The 19389-nt window shown below is 67.8% G+C and carries 14 protein-coding genes; 8 read left to right on the top strand and 6 right to left on the bottom strand.

The features are described from left to right. Positions 1–16: 16 nt before the first annotated feature. Together R0D99_RS09130 and R0D99_RS09135 are read right to left on the bottom strand one after the other, a co-directional pair. Positions 17–691 carry a hypothetical protein gene (locus R0D99_RS09130; RefSeq protein WP_317747942.1) on the bottom strand — a complete coding sequence of 225 codons (675 nt, stop codon included), beginning with the start codon at positions 689–691 and terminating at the stop codon, positions 17–19. Beyond that, complete coding sequence (locus R0D99_RS09135) at positions 637–2223, bottom strand: hypothetical protein (RefSeq protein ID WP_317747943.1); 1587 nt, start codon at positions 2221–2223, stop codon at positions 637–639. The genes R0D99_RS09130 and R0D99_RS09135 overlap by 55 nt, the downstream gene beginning before the upstream one ends. A 214-nt stretch (positions 2224–2437) precedes the next feature. Between R0D99_RS09135 and R0D99_RS09140 the strand changes: the two genes are divergently transcribed. From R0D99_RS09140 to R0D99_RS09150, 3 genes are all read left to right on the top strand, one after another. Beyond that, positions 2438–2986 (top strand): septation protein A, encoded by a 549-nt coding sequence (locus R0D99_RS09140; protein ID WP_317747944.1) that lies wholly within the window; start codon positions 2438–2440, stop codon positions 2984–2986. Beyond that, on the top strand, positions 2983–3258 hold the full coding sequence (locus R0D99_RS09145) for a BolA family protein (protein WP_317747945.1): 276 nt from the start codon (positions 2983–2985) through the stop codon (positions 3256–3258). The genes R0D99_RS09140 and R0D99_RS09145 overlap by 4 nt, the downstream gene beginning before the upstream one ends. Positions 3259–3444: 186 nt before the next feature. Next, positions 3445–4263, top strand: coding sequence for a peptidylprolyl isomerase (locus R0D99_RS09150; RefSeq protein ID WP_317747946.1), 819 nt, complete (start codon positions 3445–3447; stop codon positions 4261–4263). 116 nt (positions 4264–4379) lie between these two features. On the opposite strand, the gene R0D99_RS09155 is transcribed toward R0D99_RS09150, so the two are convergent. Then, positions 4380–5180 carry a DUF1624 domain-containing protein gene (locus R0D99_RS09155; protein ID WP_416365855.1) on the bottom strand — a complete coding sequence of 267 codons (801 nt, stop codon included), beginning with the start codon at positions 5178–5180 and terminating at the stop codon, positions 4380–4382. A 55-nt stretch (positions 5181–5235) separates the two neighbouring features. Between R0D99_RS09155 and R0D99_RS09160 the strand changes: the two genes are divergently transcribed. From R0D99_RS09160 to R0D99_RS09170, 3 genes are all read left to right on the top strand, one after another. Continuing rightward, complete coding sequence (locus tag R0D99_RS09160) at positions 5236–7428, top strand: AsmA family protein (RefSeq protein ID WP_317747947.1); 2193 nt, start codon at positions 5236–5238, stop codon at positions 7426–7428. 116 nt (positions 7429–7544) lie between these two features. Next, positions 7545–9533, top strand: coding sequence for a U32 family peptidase (locus R0D99_RS09165; protein ID WP_317747948.1), 1989 nt, complete (start codon positions 7545–7547; stop codon positions 9531–9533). Positions 9534–9763: 230 nt separating this feature from the next. Next, the gene (locus R0D99_RS09170; protein ID WP_317747949.1) at positions 9764–10216 is read left to right on the top strand and encodes a universal stress protein; all 453 of its coding nucleotides are present in this window, start codon (positions 9764–9766) and stop codon (positions 10214–10216) included. 80 nt (positions 10217–10296) lie between these two features. On the opposite strand, the gene R0D99_RS09175 is transcribed toward R0D99_RS09170, so the two are convergent. The 3 genes from R0D99_RS09175 to purL form a co-directional block, all read right to left on the bottom strand. Beyond that, the gene (locus R0D99_RS09175; RefSeq protein ID WP_317747951.1) at positions 10297–10608 is read right to left on the bottom strand and encodes an AzlD domain-containing protein; all 312 of its coding nucleotides are present in this window, start codon (positions 10606–10608) and stop codon (positions 10297–10299) included. Beyond that, the gene (locus tag R0D99_RS09180; RefSeq protein ID WP_317747952.1) at positions 10605–11318 is read right to left on the bottom strand and encodes an AzlC family ABC transporter permease; all 714 of its coding nucleotides are present in this window, start codon (positions 11316–11318) and stop codon (positions 10605–10607) included. Before R0D99_RS09180 ends, R0D99_RS09175 begins: the two co-directional genes overlap by 4 nt. 148 nt (positions 11319–11466) lie before the next feature. Next, positions 11467–15621: a phosphoribosylformylglycinamidine synthase gene (purL, locus tag R0D99_RS09185; protein WP_317747953.1), complete on the bottom strand. Its 4155-nt coding sequence runs from the start codon at positions 15619–15621 to the stop codon at positions 11467–11469. Positions 15622–15837: 216 nt separating this feature from the next. On the opposite strand from purL, the gene map reads away from it, so the two are divergent. After that, positions 15838–16656 carry a type I methionyl aminopeptidase gene (map, locus tag R0D99_RS09190; protein WP_317747954.1) on the top strand — a complete coding sequence of 273 codons (819 nt, stop codon included), beginning with the start codon at positions 15838–15840 and terminating at the stop codon, positions 16654–16656. Between the two features lie 12 nt (positions 16657–16668). Then, positions 16669–19359: a [protein-PII] uridylyltransferase gene (locus R0D99_RS09195; protein WP_317747955.1), complete on the top strand. Its 2691-nt coding sequence runs from the start codon at positions 16669–16671 to the stop codon at positions 19357–19359. Positions 19360–19389 lie beyond the last annotated feature (30 nt).

A 19389-nucleotide genomic window follows, 5' to 3' on the forward strand; every position in this document is an offset into this window, starting at 1 on the left:
CGGTCCGACGCCGCCTTCAGTCTGGGCGGCGCCCCCGCAGCCGGCGCAGGCCCAGGGCCAGCACGCCAGGGGCCAGCAGCCACCACGGGCCCACCGGCACCGAGACCGGAGGGCTCACCTTCACGGTAGCGATGGCCTCCGAGCAGCTGGGCGGATCGGTAGCAGGCACCGAGCAGATTTTGTACGGATAGGCGTACGAGCCCACTGGCGTGTCGGGCTTGACCGTGATGGTTCCGTCCGCATTCATCACGATGCCCGGATTGGGAGACGTGCCGGGGGTCAGCGTGGCGTTGGTGTCCGGGCCAGTCAGCACCACCGGCTGGCCACTCATCGTGTCATTGGCCAGCACCGAAGGCGTGGTGCCGCCGGCGCCGTTTGTCACGTAGGGCATAGCGTCGTCGACCGCCAAAGGCGTGGGGGCCACCACGATGGTGGCCGTGGCGGTGGCGCAACTGGCGGGGTCGGTCGCTGGCACCGAGCAGATGGTGTACGGGTAGCTGTACGTGCCCGGGGTGGTGCCGGGTGCGATGGTGACCACGCCGGTCGTGGGATCCATCTTGATGGAGCCGGCCGTGGGCGTGGGGGCCGTTCCGGGCGTGAAGGTGGCGTTGGTGCCCAGCACCACCGACTGGCCACTCATCGTGTCATTGGCCAGCACCGACGGCGTGGTGCCGCCGGCCGCCGACGGCACGGCCGGTGGCGTGTCGTTGACGGCCTTGGGCGTGGGGGCGACGACGACCGTCGCTGTGGCGGTTGCACAGGCGGGGGCGTCGTTGCCGGCACGGCGCACAAGGTGTAGGGGTACGAGTAGGTGCCGGGCGCCGTATTGGCGGCCACTGTGATCGTGCCGTCCGAATTCATCGTCAGGCCGGTCACCGGCGAAGTGCCGGGTGTCAGGGTGGCGTTGCCGTTGGCGCCCAGGACGGCGGCCACGTCGCCCTTGCCATCGCCCAGGTTGACTTTGTCGTTGGCCAGCACGGACGCCGTCGTGGCGCCCGCTGCCGACGGGATGGGACCGTACGAGTCGTTGGCGGGAATGGCGCCCTCCACCACCACCGTGGCGGTGGCGGTGGCACACGATTCCGGCGTGGTCGCCAGCTTGCTGCACACCTTGTAGGGGATGGTGTAGGTACCGGGGGCCGTGTTGGCGGCAATGGTGATGGTGCCGTCGGCGTTCAGCGTCAGGCCCGTGGGCGGCGTGCCGGTGGGTGTGACAGTCGAATTGGTGCCGGTGGCGGGAGCCCCGCCCATCGTGTCGTTGCCTAGCACCGAAGCGGTCGTGGCGCCGGAGGTGGGCACGCGGTACAAGTCGTCCTTCGCAACGGGGCCGCTGCGGACGCCGAAGCCGATCCACTCGTTGAAGGTTTCGCCGACCCGAGTGGTCAAGTTGCTATCTCCCTTCATGTTGCCGGTGTAGGTGACCCTGACGGTGGTTGCGTTGACAAAGTCGAACCGGTAGCGGGAGCCGTCGTAAGTCGTGCCCGAAACATTGGTACTGGCGTTGTAGGCCGCCAGAGACTGAACCTTGTCGCCCGAAAAGATGGAAGTCGGCGCGGAAAGTGCGGTGTTGGCGCCTGGAAGGGGGCTGGCCTTGTCCAGCGTTGGCGTATTCGAATCGAACGTGCGAATCTGCGGCGTTGAGGTATCGGCGACGTTCGAGGGGTTTTGGCTGTGCAACTTCACCGCCGGGTTGGCGGCCAGCACGCCACTGGCGCCGGGGGCGTATTCAAACTGAATGGTGGCGACTTCACTGTTTCCCACGGGGCTGCTGCCCTGCACCACCTCGATCGTCAACGGGCCGCTGTTGGGCGCTGGGCTCAACGTGAGGGTGTAAACGAACTTGTCCGGGCTGTCTTTGCAATAGGTCAGCGTGGAGTGCTTCACGGATTCACAGACACTGTTTCTTGCAGTGATGCCGTTTGCGCCCGTCTCGAATGAGGGCCCGGTCGGTGACCCACCCGCCGCTGTGATGTAGCCGGTGGAACTGTCCCGCGTCAATGTGAAACTTCCGGTATCGCCGAGAGGCGTGGTGTAGGCTCCACTGACCGTCTCGGTGACTGACCCACTGGGCACCGAGCTCGGCGACGTGATCGTGAACGTCCCCGATCCGCTGATCGCAAACGCCGACATCGCCACGAGCTGCAGCCCCGCAGCGACCACCACCGACCGAAGGCGCTGTGGCAATGGGCGGGCCCAGGACGGATTTTTTGCGTTCAAAGACATCGTGCGTTCCTCAACGGGCGACTTACCCAAAAAGCAGGTCGCGTGGAGCATACCTCCAGTTCAGTATCCAATGATGGTGACATAGCCACCAGGGTGGCAAAATTCGTGATCGGCTTCACGGCCCGACGCAGAATGTCGTGCCACCGCAACGCGCCCTGGCCGGATGAGCCCAGGCGCCGCCGGACATCCCGCCCCCTGTAAACTGCCCGGCCATATGAAGCTGCTGCTGGATTTCCTGCCCCTGGTGCTGTTCTTCGGTGCCTACAAGATGTATGGCATTTACGTGGGCACGGCCGTGCTGATGGCGGCCACGGTGGCGCAGATGGCCATCATCTACGCCATCGACAAGAAGCTGACGACCATGCACAAGGCCACGCTGGCCTTGATCCTGATCTTTGGCGGGCTGACGCTGTTTCTGCAGGACGAGCGCTTCATCAAGTGGAAGCCGACCGTGCTCTACACCGCCATGGCGGTCGCGCTGGCGGTGGCGCTGTGGGTGTACCGCAAGAACTTCCTCAAGATGATGCTGGGCAGCCAGCTGGCCCTCCCCGACCCGGTGTGGAACCGGCTGACCGCTGCCTGGGTGCTGTACTGCCTGTTCATGGCCGCCATCAACGGCTACGTGGCGGCGTTTTTCTCGACCGACGCCTGGGCCAACTTCAAGCTGTGGGGCTATGTGTTTCCGCTGGCGTTCATCGTCGGCCAGGGCATTTACGTGGCGCGCCATCTCAGTGACGAAGCGCCGGCGGAGAAGACCGAATGACCACCCTGCCCCTGGCCGACCGCATGGCCGCGCGCCTACGCGAACAGCTGCAGCCCACCCAGCTGGAGGTGCTGGACGAAAGCTGGCAGCACGAAGGCCATGCCGGCGCCAACGGCACCGGCTTCGGCACGCATTTCCGCGTGCGCATCGCCTCGCCGCAATTCGACGGCCGCCCGCGCGTGGCGCGGCACCGCATGGTGTACGCCGCGCTGCAGGACTTCATCGACCGCGATGGCGTGCACGCGCTGGCGATAGAAGCGACATCCGCCTGAGCGGCTGATGCGGCTTATCCGCAGGGGCGGCCACGCCCGCGGCCGGCACGGGTCCGTCTGCGGCGTTCAGCAACTTGGCCTGCGCCGCCGCCGACCCTGCCTTGCCAAGACGCGATAATTGCTTTTTTTTGCGCCGCGCCGCGGCATCTTCCCCTCCCGCCAGGGAGTCTCCCGAGGTCTCATCACATGAACAAGTCCCTTCTGGCCGCCACCACCGCGGCCCTGCTGGCGGGTGCGCTGGCGCTGCCCGCTGCCGCGCAGAACGTCGCCATCGTCAACGGCAAGCCGGTGCCCAAGGCGCGGCTGGACGCGCTGGCGCAGCAGATCAAGGCGCAGGCCGCCCGCACCGGCCAGCCCGTGCCGCCCGAAATGGACAAGCAGCTGCGCGAGGAAGTGATCGCGCGCGAAATCTTCATGCAGGAAGCGCAACGCCGCGGCCTGGAAGCCTCGCCGGACTTCCGCGCCAAGATGGACCTGGCGCGCCAGAGCGTGCTGATCAACGAGCTGTTTGCCGACTTTCAGGCCAAGAACACCGTGACCGACGCCGAAGCCAAGGCCGAATACGACCGCGTGGTGGGCAGCCAGGCGCCGCAGGCCGGCGCCAAGGAATTCAAGGCGCGCCACATCCTGGTCGAGAAGGAAGACGAGGCCAAGGCCATCATCGCCCAGATCAAGAAAGGCGCCAAGTTTGAGGACATCGCCAAGAAGCAGTCCAAGGACCCGGGCTCTGGCGCGCAGGGCGGCGACCTGGGCTGGGCCAACCCGCAAGGCTACGTGCCCGAGTTTGCCGACGCGCTGAAGAAGCTGGACAAGGGCCAGATGACCGACGCGCCCGTCAAGTCGCAGTTCGGCTGGCACGTGATCCGCGTTGACGACGTGCGCGACGCCAAGGGCCCCGAGTTGCCGCCGTTCGAGCAGGTCAAGCCGCAGATCGTGCAGCAGATGCAGCAGGAGAAGCTGGTGAAGTACCAGGAAGAGCTGCGCGCCAAGGCCAAGGTGCAGTAAGCGCACCGGGCGACCGATGCATCCAAGGGGCAGCCGTCGCGCTGCCCTTTTTCATTTGCTATCGTAAAAGTAGCTGGCTGCGCTCGTCTGGCAAGCGCTGGCGGCGGATTTTTGCCTCAAGCCGCGCGCCACGCCCCCCACGCCATCAGCGCGCCGATCAGCACCGGCTGGTGCAGCATGTAGTAGCTCAGGCTCCAGCGCCCCAGCGGCGCGATGGCACGGGCCAGCGGCCCCGGCGCGCGTGCCATGCGGGCCGCCCAGCGCGGCCACTGCATCAGGCCGACGCCCAGCCACATCACGCCCAGCCAGGGCAACAGCGGCACGTAGTCTTCGGTGACGGGCTTGCGCGTCACCACGCCGATCCAGTTGAGCCAGCGGCTGTCCAACGCGGCCGCCCACCCGGCCGGGGCCTGCGTGCGCAGCCACTCGCCCGCCAGCGGCGCGGCGGCCATCAGCAGCGCGGCGCCCACCCAGGGCACGGCGCCGCGCAGCCAGCCGCGCACCAGCAGCCAGCGCGTGATCAGCAGCATGGCCGCCATGCCATGCAGCACGCCAAAGCTGATCCAGCTGCGCGGAAACATCAGCGCCGACGACGCCGACACCAGCAGCGCACACGCGGCCACCTGCCCCCAGCGGCGCCAGAAGCGCGGCCAGCTTTGCCCCTGCTGCACCGCCAGCGCCTGCCCCATGCCCGCGCACAGCAGAAACAGGCTGACGATGCCGGTGCGCTGCCAGGTCCATACCGGGTCGGTGTAGAAGTTCTGGCGGATGTGGCCGAAGTGGGTGAGGTCGAACGCGAAGTGGTAGGCCGTCATCCACAGCATGGCGGCGCCGCGCAGCGCGTCGACGCCGAAAAAGCGGTGCGATGGCGTGACCATGTCGGACAAGGGGCGCCGCCCTTCGTAGGCTTGGCGCATGACGCTGTAGGAAGAAGGCGATAGCGGCGATCTTAGCGACCGCAGCACGCCGCGCGTGGCTAGCATCACTGACGTCTGCCGGCCAATCCGCCGGCCGGCGACGCTGTACGTCATGAGCCTGAGCCCGTCCCCATCCACCCGCCCGCCCCGCCGCGCCCTGCTGCGCTGGGGCTTGGGGCTGGTCGCGGCGCTGCTGGTGGTGCTGGGCGCCGCGCTGGCGTGGCTGACCTGGAACGACTGGAACCGCTCGCGCGCATGGGTGTCGCAGCAGGTGTCGCAGGCCATCGGGCGCGACTTCGAGATCCGCGGCCCGCTCGACATCGACTGGCAGTGGCCGCAGCAGATGGAAACCGGCTGGCGCCGCTGGATCCCGACGCCGCTGGTCAATGCCGACGACGTGCTGATCGGCAACCCGCCCGACTTTCCGGCCAAGGGGCCGCACTTCGCCCACATCGGGCGCGCGTCGGCCGACATTGCGCTGCTGCCGCTGCTGGCGCGCCGCATCGACATCCGCAGCGTGGCCTTGACCGAGCCCGACGTGCGGCTGGAGCGTGCCGACAAGGAACGCAACAACTGGACCTTCGACTTCCGCCGCCAGCCGGCCGACGCACGCGGCCGCTGGGACGTGACGCTGGGCCGGCTGCTGCTGGACGAAGGCCATCTCGGCTTCGAAGACTTTGTGCGCCAGCTCAGCGTGTCCAGCACGGTCGAAACGCTGGCGCCGGACGCCACCGAAAACGGCCGCTACGGCGTGGGCTTTCAGTTCTCGGGCTGGCACGGCAAGGCCGAGGTGCGCGGCAATGGCAAGGCCGGCTCGCTGCTGTCGCTGTCTGAAGAGCAGCTCGACTTTCCGCTGAAGTTCGACGCCCGCGCCGGCCGCCTGGGCGCCGCCGCCGAAGGCCACATCGCCAACCCGCGCCACCTGTCGGGCGTGGACTTCCAGGTCACGCTGCGCGGCGGCAGCCTGGCCGACCTGTATCCGCTGACCGGCATCGTGCTGCCCGACACGCCGCCGTTCAACACCCGCGGCCAGTTGGTCGGCACGCTCAAGCCCGACGCCTCGGTGTGGGACTACCGCGACTTCACCGGCACCGTGGGCAAGACCGATCTGGCTGGCGACGTGACCTACACGTCGCGCCAGCCGCGCCCGCTGCTCAAGGGTACGATGCGGTCCAGGCTGCTGCGGCTGGAAGACCTGGGCCCGGTGGTGGGTGCAAAGTCCAACAACCCGGAACGCAGGCAGCGACCCGGCAAGGTGCTGCCCGACGACCCGTTCGACACCAGCCGCTGGAACAAGATGGATCTGGACCTGCAGTACACCGGCCAGCGCATCGAGCGCCCGCAGGCCGTGCCGCTGGACAGCCTGAAAGTCCACGCCTTCATGGAAGACGGGGTGCTGAAGCTGGCACCGCTCGAATTCGGCGTGGCAAAGGGCCGATTCAAGACGCAGGTGCTGATGAATTCGCGCGTCAAGCCGATGCAGGTGTCGGTGCGCGGCGATGTGCGCGACCTGCATCTGTCGTCGCTGTTTCCCAAGATCGAACTGATGAAGAAGAGCCTGGGCGACGTCGATGGCGGCATTGCGCTGGATGGGCGCGGCAATTCGGTGTCGCAGATCCTGGCGTCGGCCAACGGCGAGGCGCGGCTGTACGTGCGCGAAGGCACCATGAGCCAGCTGCTGCTGGACATGGCGGGCCTGAACCTGGGCAGCGTCGTCGTCACCCGCCTGTTCGGCGCCGACAAGGAAGTGCGCCTGCGCTGCGCCATTGCCGACGTGCCGATCCGCGGTGGCGTGGCCCACATGCAGAACGTGAAGATCAACACCGAAGAAGCGCTGATCGACATCACCGGCACCGCCGACATGCGCAGCGAGCAGTTCGACATCGACGTCAACCCGAAGGCGTACGACCTGAAGTTCTTCTCGCTGCGCACACCGCTGGAAGTGCGCGGCCCGTTCATCAAGCCGCATGTGGGCGTACAGGCCGGCCCGCTGATCGTGCGCGCTGCCGCCGCGGTGGCGGCGCTCGCGGCCGCACCGGGCGCGCTGGTGCTGGTGCCCATCACCGTGCCGGGCGCCGAAGACAACGCCAATTGCGCTCCGCTGATGGCCAAGGCCGGGCAGCCCCCGAAGGCCGGCGTGCCAACGCTATCGGCCCCGGCCAGCGAAGCCGGCCCGTCCGGACGGAAACCGCCGACGCAGATGCCGGCAGCCGGCGAATTCTCGGGGGGTCAGCCCCAGCGCCGATAAGCGCCCGCTCCCTCTGGCAACCGGTTGGGGCGAGCGCCTGCGACAAGCTATATAAACCATAGCTGTCACCGCAAGCCAGACAAGCGCCGAAGGCGGATTTGAACGATAATCCGCCCATGCCCCTGCCCCACCAGCTTGAACTGCTCAGCCCCGCGCGCGACGCCGACATTGGCATCGAGGCGGTGAACCACGGCGCCGACGCCGTCTACATTGGCGGCCCGGGCTTTGGCGCGCGCGCCAGCGCCGACAACAGCGTGGCCGACATCGAGCGCCTGGCGCGCCACGCGCACCGCTACGACGCACGCATCTTCGTCACGCTCAACACCATCCTGCGCGACGACGAACTGGAACCTGCGCGCCGTCTGGCCTGGCAGGTGTACGAAGCCGGCGCCGACGCGCTGATCATCCAGGACATGGGGCTGCTGCAGCTTGACCTGCCGCCCATCCAGCTGCACGCCAGCACGCAGACCGACATCCGCACGCCCGAAAAGGCGCGCTTCCTGCAGGACGCGGGCCTGTCGCAGATCGTGCTGGCGCGCGAGCTGGACCTGGGCGAGATCGCCGCCATCCGCGACGCGCTGGACCCGGCGCGCTGCAGCATCGAATTCTTCATCCACGGCGCGCTGTGCGTGGCCTACAGCGGCCAGTGCTACATCAGCCACGCCCACACCGGCCGCAGCGCCAACCGGGGCGACTGCAGCCAGGCCTGCCGCCTGCCCTACCAGGTGCTGGACGCGCAGGGCCGCTTTGTCGCGCACGACGCGCACGTGCTGTCGATGAAGGACAACAACCAGTCGCTCAACCTGGCGCCGCTCATCGACGCCGGGGTGCGCAGCTTCAAGATCGAGGGCCGCTACAAGGACATGGGCTATGTGAAAAACATCACCGCCCATTACCGGCGGCTGTTCGACGCCATTCTGGACGCGCGGCCCGAGCTGGCGCGCGCCAGTTCAGGCCGCTGCACCTTCAGCTTCACGCCCGACCCGCAGCAGAACTTCAACCGCGAATTCACCGATTACTTCGTCAACGGCCGTAAGGACGACATCGGCGCCTTCGACACACCGAAGAACCCCGGCCAGCCGGTCGGCTTCGTCACCCGCGTGGCGGCCGACCATTTCGACCTGATGGCCGACGACCCCGCGCTGGTGCTGCAGAACGGCGATGGCCTGTGCTACTGGGACGCGCAGAAGGCGCTGGTCGGTGCGCAGACCAACCGCGTCGAGGCGCTGGGGGACGGGGCGTGGCGCGTGTTCCCCAAGGACCCGATGGGCGCATTGCATGACCTGCGCAAGGGCACCGTGGTCAACCGCAACCGCCGCATGGACTGGACGCGCACGCTGGACAAGAAATCCGCCGACCGGCGCATCGGCGTGTGGCTGAAGCTGTCCGAAACGGCCGACGGCCTTCAGCTGGCCGCCACCGATGAAGATGGACACACGGCGTCAGCGCAGGTGCAGCTGTCGCACAATGCTCCCAAGGATGTAGCAGGCAGCAACGCCAAACTGCGCGAATCGCTGGCCAGGCTGGGTGAAACGCTGTTCACGCCGATCGAGATTGCGCTGGATCTGCCGCGCCCCTGGTTCGTGCCCGCCAGCGTGGCCAACGCGCTGCGGCGCGACGCCATCGCCGCGCTCGAAGCCGCCCGCGCCGCGGCGTGGCAGCGCCTGCCGCGCGCCGTGCCGGTCGAGCCGCCAGCGCCCTACCCCGAGGATTCGCTCTCGTATCTGGCAAACGTGTTCAACCACGCCGCACGCGACTTCTACGCCCGGCACGGCGTGAAGGTGATCGACGCCGCCTACGAAAGCCACGAGGAAGAAGGCGAAGTCAGCCTGATGATCACCAAGCACTGCGTGCGCTACTCACTGAGCCTGTGCCCCAAGCAGGCCAAGGGCGTGATTGGCGTCAAGGGCACCGTCAAGGCCGAACCTTTGCAACTGATCAACGGCAAGGAAAGGCTCACCCTGCGCTTCGACTGCAAGCCATGCGAGATGCACGTCATGGGCAAGATCAAGCGCGGCGTGCTGCAAGCCGGCGCGCGCGACGCCGCCGAGCACGCGCTGCGCTTTTACCGGCGGCAACCGGTGACGCAGGCCATGACCGATTGAAATGGCCGCTGGCGTGCGCCACCATGGCGCGAGCAGCTATCATTTTTGGATCAACCCAACAGCCGGACGCAGAGGACGCAGAGATTTCGCAGAGGACGCAGAAAAACCAGAGAGAACATTTTCGGGCTGTTTCTTTTGCGTCCTTCGCGAACCCTTTGCGTCCTTCGCGTCCGGTTTTCGGTTGCCTCTCAAGTTCGCCATCGTTCTGAACCCAAGCTTTGAAAGACCCCATGAAAATCCTGCTCCCCGTCGACGGCACCGAACTCTCCCTGCACGAAACGCGCTTTGCCCTGCAACTGCTGCGCCAGGGGCTGCAGGCCAGTTTCGTGCTGGCCAATGTGCAGGAGCCGGCCAGCTTCTACGAAATGGTCACCGCCCGCTCGCCCGACCTGATCGAGGGCGCCGCCATGGAAGCGGGTGAAGACCTGATGGAGCCGTCGGCCCGCCTGCTGCGCGACGCCGGCGTGCCTTTCGAGACCGCCGTGGTGCAAGGCGATCCGGCGCAGGCGATGCTGGAGCTGATCGAGCAGTTTGGCTGCGACATGGTCGTCATGGGCAGCCGCGCGCTCGGCCCGCTGCGCCGCTGGCTCGAAGGCGGATCGACCTCGCAGCGGCTGGTGCAAAGCTCGCCCGTGCCGGTGCTGCTGGTCACGCCGCCGGAGCCGGTGGCAGAAGGCGCCTGATCTGGCGATTTTTTGTGCGCCAGCGCTGACGCCTATTGCCTATCCAGCTATCTTCTCGATAGCGACAACGCGCGGCCGTCTCAAGCCACGCCCAGCGCCCGCAAGCCTGCCGCCGTGGCAGCGGCGATGACAATGACCAGCAGGAACGGCGCGCGCAGCATCAGCGCGACCACGGCCGCCACCAGCCCGGCGGCGCGCGCATCCAGCACCACCCGGCCGCCGCCGTCGAAGGTCTGCACGGCCACCAGCGCCGCCAGCAGCGCCACCGGCAGGTAGGCCATCATGCGGCCCACCAGCGGCCCGGCCAGCCAGCGCTGCGGCACCAGAAAGCCCGCTAACTTGGTGGCCCAGGACAGCAAGCCGGCCAGGATCACGGCGCTCCAGGCGCTCATGGGCGGGGCTCCTGCCGCGCCGCGGCTTCACGGCCCGCCACCCAATCGGGCCGCGCGCCAGCCAGCAGCGCCACCAGCGCGGCCAGCAAAATCGGCACGCCCGGCGGCACCCAGGGCGTGGCCAGCAGCGCCACCGCCGCCGCGCCCACCGCGATGCGGCGCGCCGCGCGCGAGGCCAGGCGGGGCCACAGCAACGCGATGAACGCGCCCGACGCGGCAGCATCCAACCCCCACGCCTTGGGGTCACCCAGCGCATTGCCCAGCAGCGCACCCGCCAGCGTCATCGCGTTCCAGAACACATACACCGACCAGCCCGTGGCCCAGAAGCCCACGCGCTGCTGCACCGGTTCGGCCTGCGCCAGCGCGACGGCGGTCGATTCGTCAATGGTCAGCTGCGCCGCCACCGCACGCGTCACCCCGCGCGGGCGCAGCACACGCGCCATCTGCACCCCGTAAAAACCGTTGCGCAATCCCAGCAGCGTGCTGGCCGCCACCGCTGCCCCTCCCGAGCCGCCCGAAGCCAGCACGCCGATCAACGCAAACTGCGAGCCCCCCGAAAACAGCAGCGCCGACAGCGCGACCGCCTGCCACACGTTCAGCCCCGCCGCCACCGCCAGCGCGCCAAAGCTGAGGCCGTACAAGCCCGTGGCAAAGCCCACCGCCAGACCCTGGCGGGCGGCGGGACGGGTTTCAGGAGTTATGGGGACCATGGGAAGCCACGAGAAAACAGCCGGACGCGAAGGACGCAAAGGATTCGCGAAGGACGCGAAAGTACAGCCCAAAGATTGATTTTTTGACTCTTTTGCGCCCTTCGCGAAATTTTCGCGCCCTTCGCGTCCGGAAGTCCGGATGCCGACTTCACCCCACCCAGCGCCTTGCATTGCGCCAGATCTGCATCCACGGGCTGAAGTCGCTGGGCGGCAGCGGCGTGGTGCTCATCTGGATGTTGCGGAACACGCGCTCCGGGTGCGGCATCAGCGCGGTGAAGCGGCCGTCGGCCGTGGTCACCGCCGTCAGGCCGCCGGGGCTGCCGTTGGGGTTGAAGGGATAGGTTTCGGTGGCGGCGCCGTGGTTGTCCACGTAGCGCATGGCGGCGATGACCTTGGCCTGGTCGCCGCGCGCGCTGAAGTTGGCAAAGCCCTCGCCGTGCGCGACCGCAATCGGCACCCGGCTGCCCGCCATGCCGGCAAAGAACAGGCTGGGCGAATCGAGCACTTCGACCAGCGACAGGCGCGCCTCGAAGCGCTCGCTGACGTTGGTGGTGAAGCGCGGCCAGGCCTCGGCACCTGGAATGATGTCGGCCAGTTCGGCAAACATCTGGCAGCCGTTGCACACGCCCAGGCCGAAGGTGTCGCCGCGCGCGAAGAAGCTCTTGAACTGGTCCGACAGCGCCGGGTTGAAGGTGATGGAGCGCGCCCAGCCGACGCCCGCGCCCAGCGTGTCGCCGTAACTGAAGCCGCCGCAAGCGACCAGGCCTTTGAAATCCGACAGCTTGGCACGGCCGGTTTGCAGGTCGGTCATGTGCACGTCGAAGGCCTCGAAACCCGCTTCGGTGAAGGCGTAGGCCATCTCGACGTGCGAGTTGACGCCCTGCTCGCGCAATATCGCGACGCGCGGGCGCGCACCGAGGATTGCTGCGCTTTTTGTAGCTGCTTGCGCTTGTCCCTCAAGCGGCAGGGCCATGTTTTGCGTTAAATCGTCGCTCAGCAGCACGTGCAGCCCGGGGTCTGCGGGATCGCCCGCCGCCGCGTGCTCCGCATCGGCGCAGGCCGGGTTGTCGCGCTCGCGCGCGATCTTCCAGCTGACGCTGTCCCACACCTGCTGCAGGTCGTGCAGGGTGGCCGAGAAGATTTCGCGTGTGTCGCGCCAGATGCTCAACTGCCCCACGCCTTTGTTGATCGCGCCGCCGGCCGGCCGCGTCTTGCCGATGGCGTGACTCCATTTGCTGAGGCCGTGCGCGCGCAGCACCTGCATGACGGCGTCGCGCTCGGCCGTGCGCACCTGCAGCAGTACGCCCAGTTCCTCGGCGAACAGGGCTTTCAACGTCAATTCATCACGCCGTGCGCTGATCTGCTGCGCCCAGTTCTTGGCGTCGCCGTATTCGGCGCGGCTGTCGCTGATGCCGTCGCCTTCGGTCACCAGCATGTCGACATTCAGCGCCACGCCCACCTGGCCGGCAAACGCCATCTCGGCCGCCGCCGCCAGCAGGCCACCATCGCTGCGGTCGTGGTAGGCGAGGATCTGGCCTTCGGCGCGCAACTGGTTGATGGCGGCGACCAGCGCCTTCAGGTCCTGCGCGTCATCGAGGTCGGGCACGCCGTCCTTGTGCGGGCAGCCGCTTTGCCCCAGCGCCTGCGCCAGCACGCTGCCGGCCAGGCGATGCCGGCCCTTGCCCAGGTCGACCAGCAGCAGCGTCGTGTCCTGCGCGCGGTCCAGCTGCGGCGTGAGCGTGCCGCGCACATCGGCCACGGACGCAAAGGCACTGACGATCAGGCTGACGGGCGAGACGACTTTTTTCGCCTGTCCGGCCTCCTGCCACTGCGTGCGCATCGACAGGCTGTCCTTGCCGACGGGGATCGACACGCCGAGCGCCGGGCACAGTTCCATGCCGACGGCTTGCACGGTCGCATAGAGCGCGGCGTCTTCGCCCGGCTCGCCGCAAGCGGCCATCCAGTTGGCGGAGAGCTTGACGCGCGGCAATTCGATGGGCGCGGCGAGCAGGTTGGTGATGGCCTCCGCCACCGCCATGCGGCCGCTCGCGGGCGCGTCCAGTGCGGCGAGCGGCGTGCGCTCGCCCATGCTCATGGCCTCGCCCGCGAAGCCCTTGAAATCGGCCAGCGTCACGGCGCAATCGGCCACCGGGATTTGCCACGGCCCGACCATCTGGTCGCGGTGCGTGAGGCCGCCCACGGTGCGGTCGCCGATGGTGATGAGAAAGCGCTTGCTGGCGACGGTGGGGTGGCTGAGGACCTGGATGACGGCATCTTGCAGGGTTACGCCATCGAGGTTGAGCGGCGTGAATTGGCGGGCGACGGTCTGCACGTCCCGGTGCATCTTGGGCGGTTTGCCCAGCAGCACGTCCATGGGCATGTCGACGGCGGCACCACCCTCACCCCTGCCCTCTCCCGCCAGCGGGAGAGGGAGTGAAACCGCGCCGCCGCCATCATCGACCCCGGTCTTGCCCCCTCGCCCCTCTGGGGAGAGGGTTGGGGTGAGGGGCAGCGGCGCATCTTCGACGACCAACTGCCGCTCCTGCGTCGCCACGCCCACCACCGCAAACGGACAGCGCTCGCGCGCGCACAGCGCCTCGAACAGCGGCAGCGACTCGGGCGCGATCGCCATCACATAGCGTTCCTGGCTCTCGTTGCACCAGATTTCCTTCGGCGCCAGGCCGGTTTCTTCCAGCGGCACGGCGCGCAGGTCGAAGCGCGCGCCGCGGCCGGCGTCGTTGGTCAACTCAGGGAAGGCGTTGGACAAGCCGCCCGCCCCCACGTCATGAATCGCCAGGATCGGGTTGTCCGCCCCCAGCGCCTGGCATTGCGTGATGACCTCTTGCGCGCGGCGCTCGATCTCGGGGTTGCCGCGCTGCACCGAATCAAAGTCCAGGTGCGCCGCATTGGCCCCGCTGGCCAGCGATGACGCCGCGCCGCCGCCCATGCCGATGCGCATGCCCGGCCCGCCCAGCTGAATCAACAGGCTGCCGGCGGGGAACTCGATCTTGTGCGTCAGCCCCGCGTCGATGCTGCCGAGGCCGCCCGCGATCATGATGGGCTTGTGATAGCCGCGCTGCACTCCGCCCGCGTCCAGCTCGTATTCGCGGAAGTAGCCGGCCAGATTGGGCCGCCCGAATTCGTTGTTGAACGCCGCGCCGCCCAGCGGCCCCTCGGTCATGATCTGCAGCGGGCTGGCCATGTGCTCGGGCTTGCCGAGCGTGGAATCCCACAGCTTGCTCACGGTGAAACCCGTCAGCCCCGCCTTGGGCCGCGCGCCGCGCCCGGTGGCGCCTTCGTCACGGATTTCGCCGCCCGCACCGGTGCTGGCACCGGGGAAGGGGCTGATCGCCGTCGGGTGGTTGTGGGTTTCCACCTTCATCAGCACGTGGCGCGTGGCAGTATCTTTTTGATAGCTGCTTGCGCTTGTCCCGCTTGCGCTGGCGGCTGATTTGGCCTGAAACACCTCGACCTCGTGCCCTTGCATCACCGCCGCGTTGTCGCTGTAGGCCACCACGGTGTGCTGCGGGTTCTGCTGCTCGGTGTGGCGGATCATGCCGAACAGGCTCTTGTCCTGCGCCACGCCGTCGATGGTGAATTGGGCGTTGAAAATCTTGTGCCGGCAATGCTCGCTGTTGGCCTGCGCGAACATCATCAGCTCGACATCGGTCGGGTTGCGGCCCAACTGCGTGAAGGCTTGCAACAGGTAGTCGATCTCGTCGGCGGCCAGCGCCAGGCCCCAGTCGGTGTTGGCCCGCTCCAGCGCGGCGCGGCCGCCGGCCAGCACATCGACGTGCGCCAGCGGCTCGGGATGCAGTTCGGTGAACAGGGCTTTGGCGTCGTCGCGCGAGGCCAGCACGCTTTCGGTCATGCGGTCGTGCAGCAGCGCGGCGACCGCCAATTGCTCCTCGGTTGATAGATGGTTGCGCCCGACCAGCTTGCGCTTGAGGCCGATCTGGTATTCAACGATGCGTTCGACCCGGTGCAGGCCCAACCCGCAGTTGCGTGCGATGTCGGACGCCTTCGACGCCCATGGCGACACCGTGCCCAGGCGCGGCGCGACGACGACCCGCGCGTCCGGCGCGGCGGCCGCGTCCGCAAACGGCTCGCCGTAGGTCAGCAGCGCGCCCAGGCGCGCCAAGGTCTGGCTGTCGGGTGCTTCGTCGAACCCCGCCAGGTGCACGTAGCGCGCGCGGAGGGTTTCGATGGCGGGGTGGATCGCCTGCAGGCGCGGCAGCAGTTGGCGCGCACGAAAGTCGCTGAGGGCGTTGCCGCCGTCGAAGAAGTGGATGTGCTGGGTCAATGTGCTCGAAAACCGCGAGGCTTCGCCAAGAAGACGGTACGAAAAGCCGCTGGCCGCTGACTGGGGCCATGCGTCTGCGAAGGAAGCGTCAATTTTATCGCCGCGGTGTGACGGGGTGCGGGGCGTCCTGCGCGCCGGCAGCGTGCAGCACCGTCGTCACCGGGCCAGCAAGCCCCGCCGAGCAACGATCGGCGCGCCCTACGATAATTCGCCCCCATGACGATCATCATCAAGGACGCCGCCGGCATCGCGGCGATGCGCGAGGCCTGCCGCCTCGCGTCCGAAGTGCTGGACCAGCTGACGCCGCACATCCAGCCGGGCATCACCACGCTCGAAATCGACCGCCTGTCGGCCGAGATGATGCGCGCGCAGGGCACCACCTCGGCCACCATCGGCTACCAGCCGCCCGGCTACCCGCCCTACCCCGGCCACCTGTGCACCTCGGTCAACCAGGTGGTGTGCCACGGCATCCCCAACGACAAGCCGCTGAAAAAAGGCGACATCGTCAACATCGACGTCACCGTCATCAAGGATGGCTGGTACGGCGACAACAGCCGCATGTTCGAGATCGGCGAGGTGTCCATCGCGGCCAAGCGCCTGTGCGCGCTGACGTTTGACGCGATGTGGCTCGGCATTGACCAGATCAAGCCCGGCGCGCGCCTGGGCGACATCGGCCACGCGATCCAGAAATTTGCCGAAGGTCACGGCCTGTCGGTGGTGCGCGAATTCTGCGGCCACGGCGTGGGCCAGAAGTTTCACGAAGACCCACAGGTGCTGCACTACGGCAAACCGGGCACCGGCGAAGAATTGGTGCCGGGCATGATCTTCACCGTCGAGCCGATGATCAACCTGGGCCGTCGCGACATCAAGGAAATGCCCGACGGCTGGACCATCGTCACCAAGGACCGCAGCCTGTCGGCGCAGTGGGAACACACGGTGCTGGTCACGCCCACGGGCTACGAAGTGCTGACGCTGTCGGCCGGCAGCCCGGCAACGCCCGATTTCGTCAAGGGCATGGCGGCCGCTGCGGCCTGAGGGGCGACCCCCATGCCGGTCGACGCGCCCGCCACCGATCCGCGCATCCCTGCGCTGCGCGCGCAGTACCGCGAGCAGAAGAAAGACCTGTTTGATGGCCTGCGCAGCGGCCCGGGCGCGCGCGGCATCCGCGGTGCGCTGGCGCGGCTGGCCGGGCTGACCGACGAGACGCTGCGCGGCCTGTGGCGGCTGGACGGCTTCGACGACCGCTTCGCGCTGGCGGCGGTGGGCGGCTATGGGCGGGGCGATCTGTTCCCGTATTCCGACGTCGATGTGCTGCTGCTGCTGCCCGAAGGCAGCGACCCCGCGCACGACGACGTGCTGCGCCAGCGCATCGAGGCCTTCATCGGCCAGTGCTGGGACGTGGGGCTGGAGATCGGCTCCAGCGTGCGCACCGTGGACGACTGCCTGGCGCAGTCGGCGGGCGACGTGACGGTGCAGACCGCGCTGCTGGAAGCGCGCCTGATCGTCGGCAACCGCGCGCTGTTCGACGCATTCAGGGCGCGCTTCACGGCGCAGCTCAACGCGCGCGACTTCTTCATTGCCAAACGGCTCGAAATGAGCCAGCGCCACGTCAAGTACGAAGACACGCCCTACGCGTTGGAGCCCAACATCAAGGAATCGCCCGGCGGGCTGCGCGACCTGCAGGTCATTTTGTGGACGGCGCTGGCCGCGGGCATTGGCGGGCGGTGGGAAGACCTCCACCGCGCGGGCCTGGTGACGGCGCATGAATTGCGCCAGCTGCGCCACAACGAATCGGTGCTGTCGGCCATCCGCACGCGGCTGCACCTGATCGCCGGCCGGCTCGAGGACCGGCTGGTGTTTGATCTGCAGAACGCGGTGGCCGAATCGTTCGGCTTCCAGCATCGCCACGCCGCCGACGGCCGCATCATGCTGCGCGCCAGCGAAGTGCTGATGCGCCGCTATTACTGGGCCGCCAAGGCCGTGACGCAGCTCAACCAGATCCTGCTGCAGAACATCGAGGAACACCTGCGCGCCGCGCGTGGCGAGCCAGCGCCCCCGCTGCGCCGCATCAACGATCGCTTCTTCGACCGCGACGCGCTGATCGAAGTCGCCAGCGACGACCTGTACCAGCGCGAGCCGCACGCCATCCTCGAAACCTTTCTGCTGTACGCGCAGACGCCCGGCCTGAAGGGCCTGTCGGCGCGCACGCTGCGGGCGCTTTACAACGCCCGCACGGTGATGAACCAGAGCTTTCGCACCGACCCGGTCAACCGCCGCACCTTCCTGGCCATCCTGCAGCAGCCGCAGGGCATCACGCACGCTTTCCGGCTGATGAACCAGACCAGCGTGCTGGGGCGCTACCTGTGGGTGTTCCGCCGCATCGTGGGGCAGATGCAGCACGATCTGTTCCACGTCTACACCGTCGACCAGCACATCCTGATGGTGCTGCGCAACATGCGGCGCTTCTTCATCGCCGAGCACGCGCACGAATACCCGTTTTGCTCGCAGCTGGCAGCAGGCTGGGACAAGCCCTGGATCCTCTACACCGCCGCGCTGTTCCACGACATCGCCAAGGGCCGCGGCGGCGACCACTCTGACCTGGGCGCCATGGAAGTGCGGCGCTTCTGCCGCGACCACGGCGTGCAGCAGGCCGACGCCAAGCTGATCGAATTCCTCGTCAGCCGCCACCTGCTGATGACGCGCATCGCCCAGAAGGAAGACCTTAGCGACCCGGAGGTGATCCAGTCCTTTGCCAACGTCGTCGGCAACGAGCGCTACCTGACGGCGCTGTACCTGCTGACGGTGGCCGATGTGCGCGGCACCAGCCCCAAGGTGTGGAACGCCTGGAAGGGCAAGCTGCTGGAAGACCTGTACAAGCTGACGGTGCGCGCGCTGGGCGGGCGCGCACCCGACGCCAACGCCGTCATCGAATCGCGCAAGCGCGAAGCGCTCATCCAGCTGGCGCTGGCCTCCGAGCCGCACCAGTCGCACAAGGCGCTGTGGGACACGCTGGACGTCAGCTATTTCATGCGCCACGACGCCGGCGACATTGCCTGGCACACGCGCCATCTGGCGCGCCATGTGCGGCCGCAGCCTGCTTCAAAAATCGAAGCACCCAGCGACGACGGAAAGGCGCCGCGCGCCGATAACCCGGCCAAGACCATCGTGCGCGCCCGCCTCTCGCCCGTTGGCGAGGGGCTGCAGGTGCTGGTCTACGCCAGCGACCGGCCGGATCTGTTTGCGCGCATCTGCGGCTACTTTGACCGTGCGGGTTTTTCGATCCTCGACGCCAAGATCCACACCACGCGCAACGGGTTCGCGCTGGACACCTTCCAGATTGTCAGCCCGCTGGTGCCCGACCACTACCGCGAGTTCATCGGCATGGTCGAATCGGACCTGCCGCCGGCCATCGACAGCCAGGTGGCGCTGCCCCCGCCGCGCCTGGGCCGGGTGTCGCGCCGGGTCAAAAGCTTTCCAGTGGCGCCGCGCATCGACCTGCGCCCCGACGAAAAGGCGCAGCGCTGGCTGCTCACCGTCACCACCAGCGACCGCGTCGGCCTGCTCTACAGCATCGCCCGCGTGCTGGCGGCCCACCAGATCGACCTGGAGCTGGCCAAGATCACCACGCTGGGCGAACGGGTCGAGGACATGTTCCTGCTGCAGGGTGCGCAGCTGCAGCACAACAAGACGCAACTGGCCATCGAGCAGGAACTGCTGGCGGTGCTGGAGCACAACTGAGGCGGGGTGGGCCCGCGGGGCATCGCCTCT

Origin of the sequence: Ottowia sp. SB7-C50, from assembly GCF_033110285.1 — a bacterium.
Taxonomy (GTDB): domain Bacteria; phylum Pseudomonadota; class Gammaproteobacteria; order Burkholderiales; family Burkholderiaceae_C; genus Ottowia.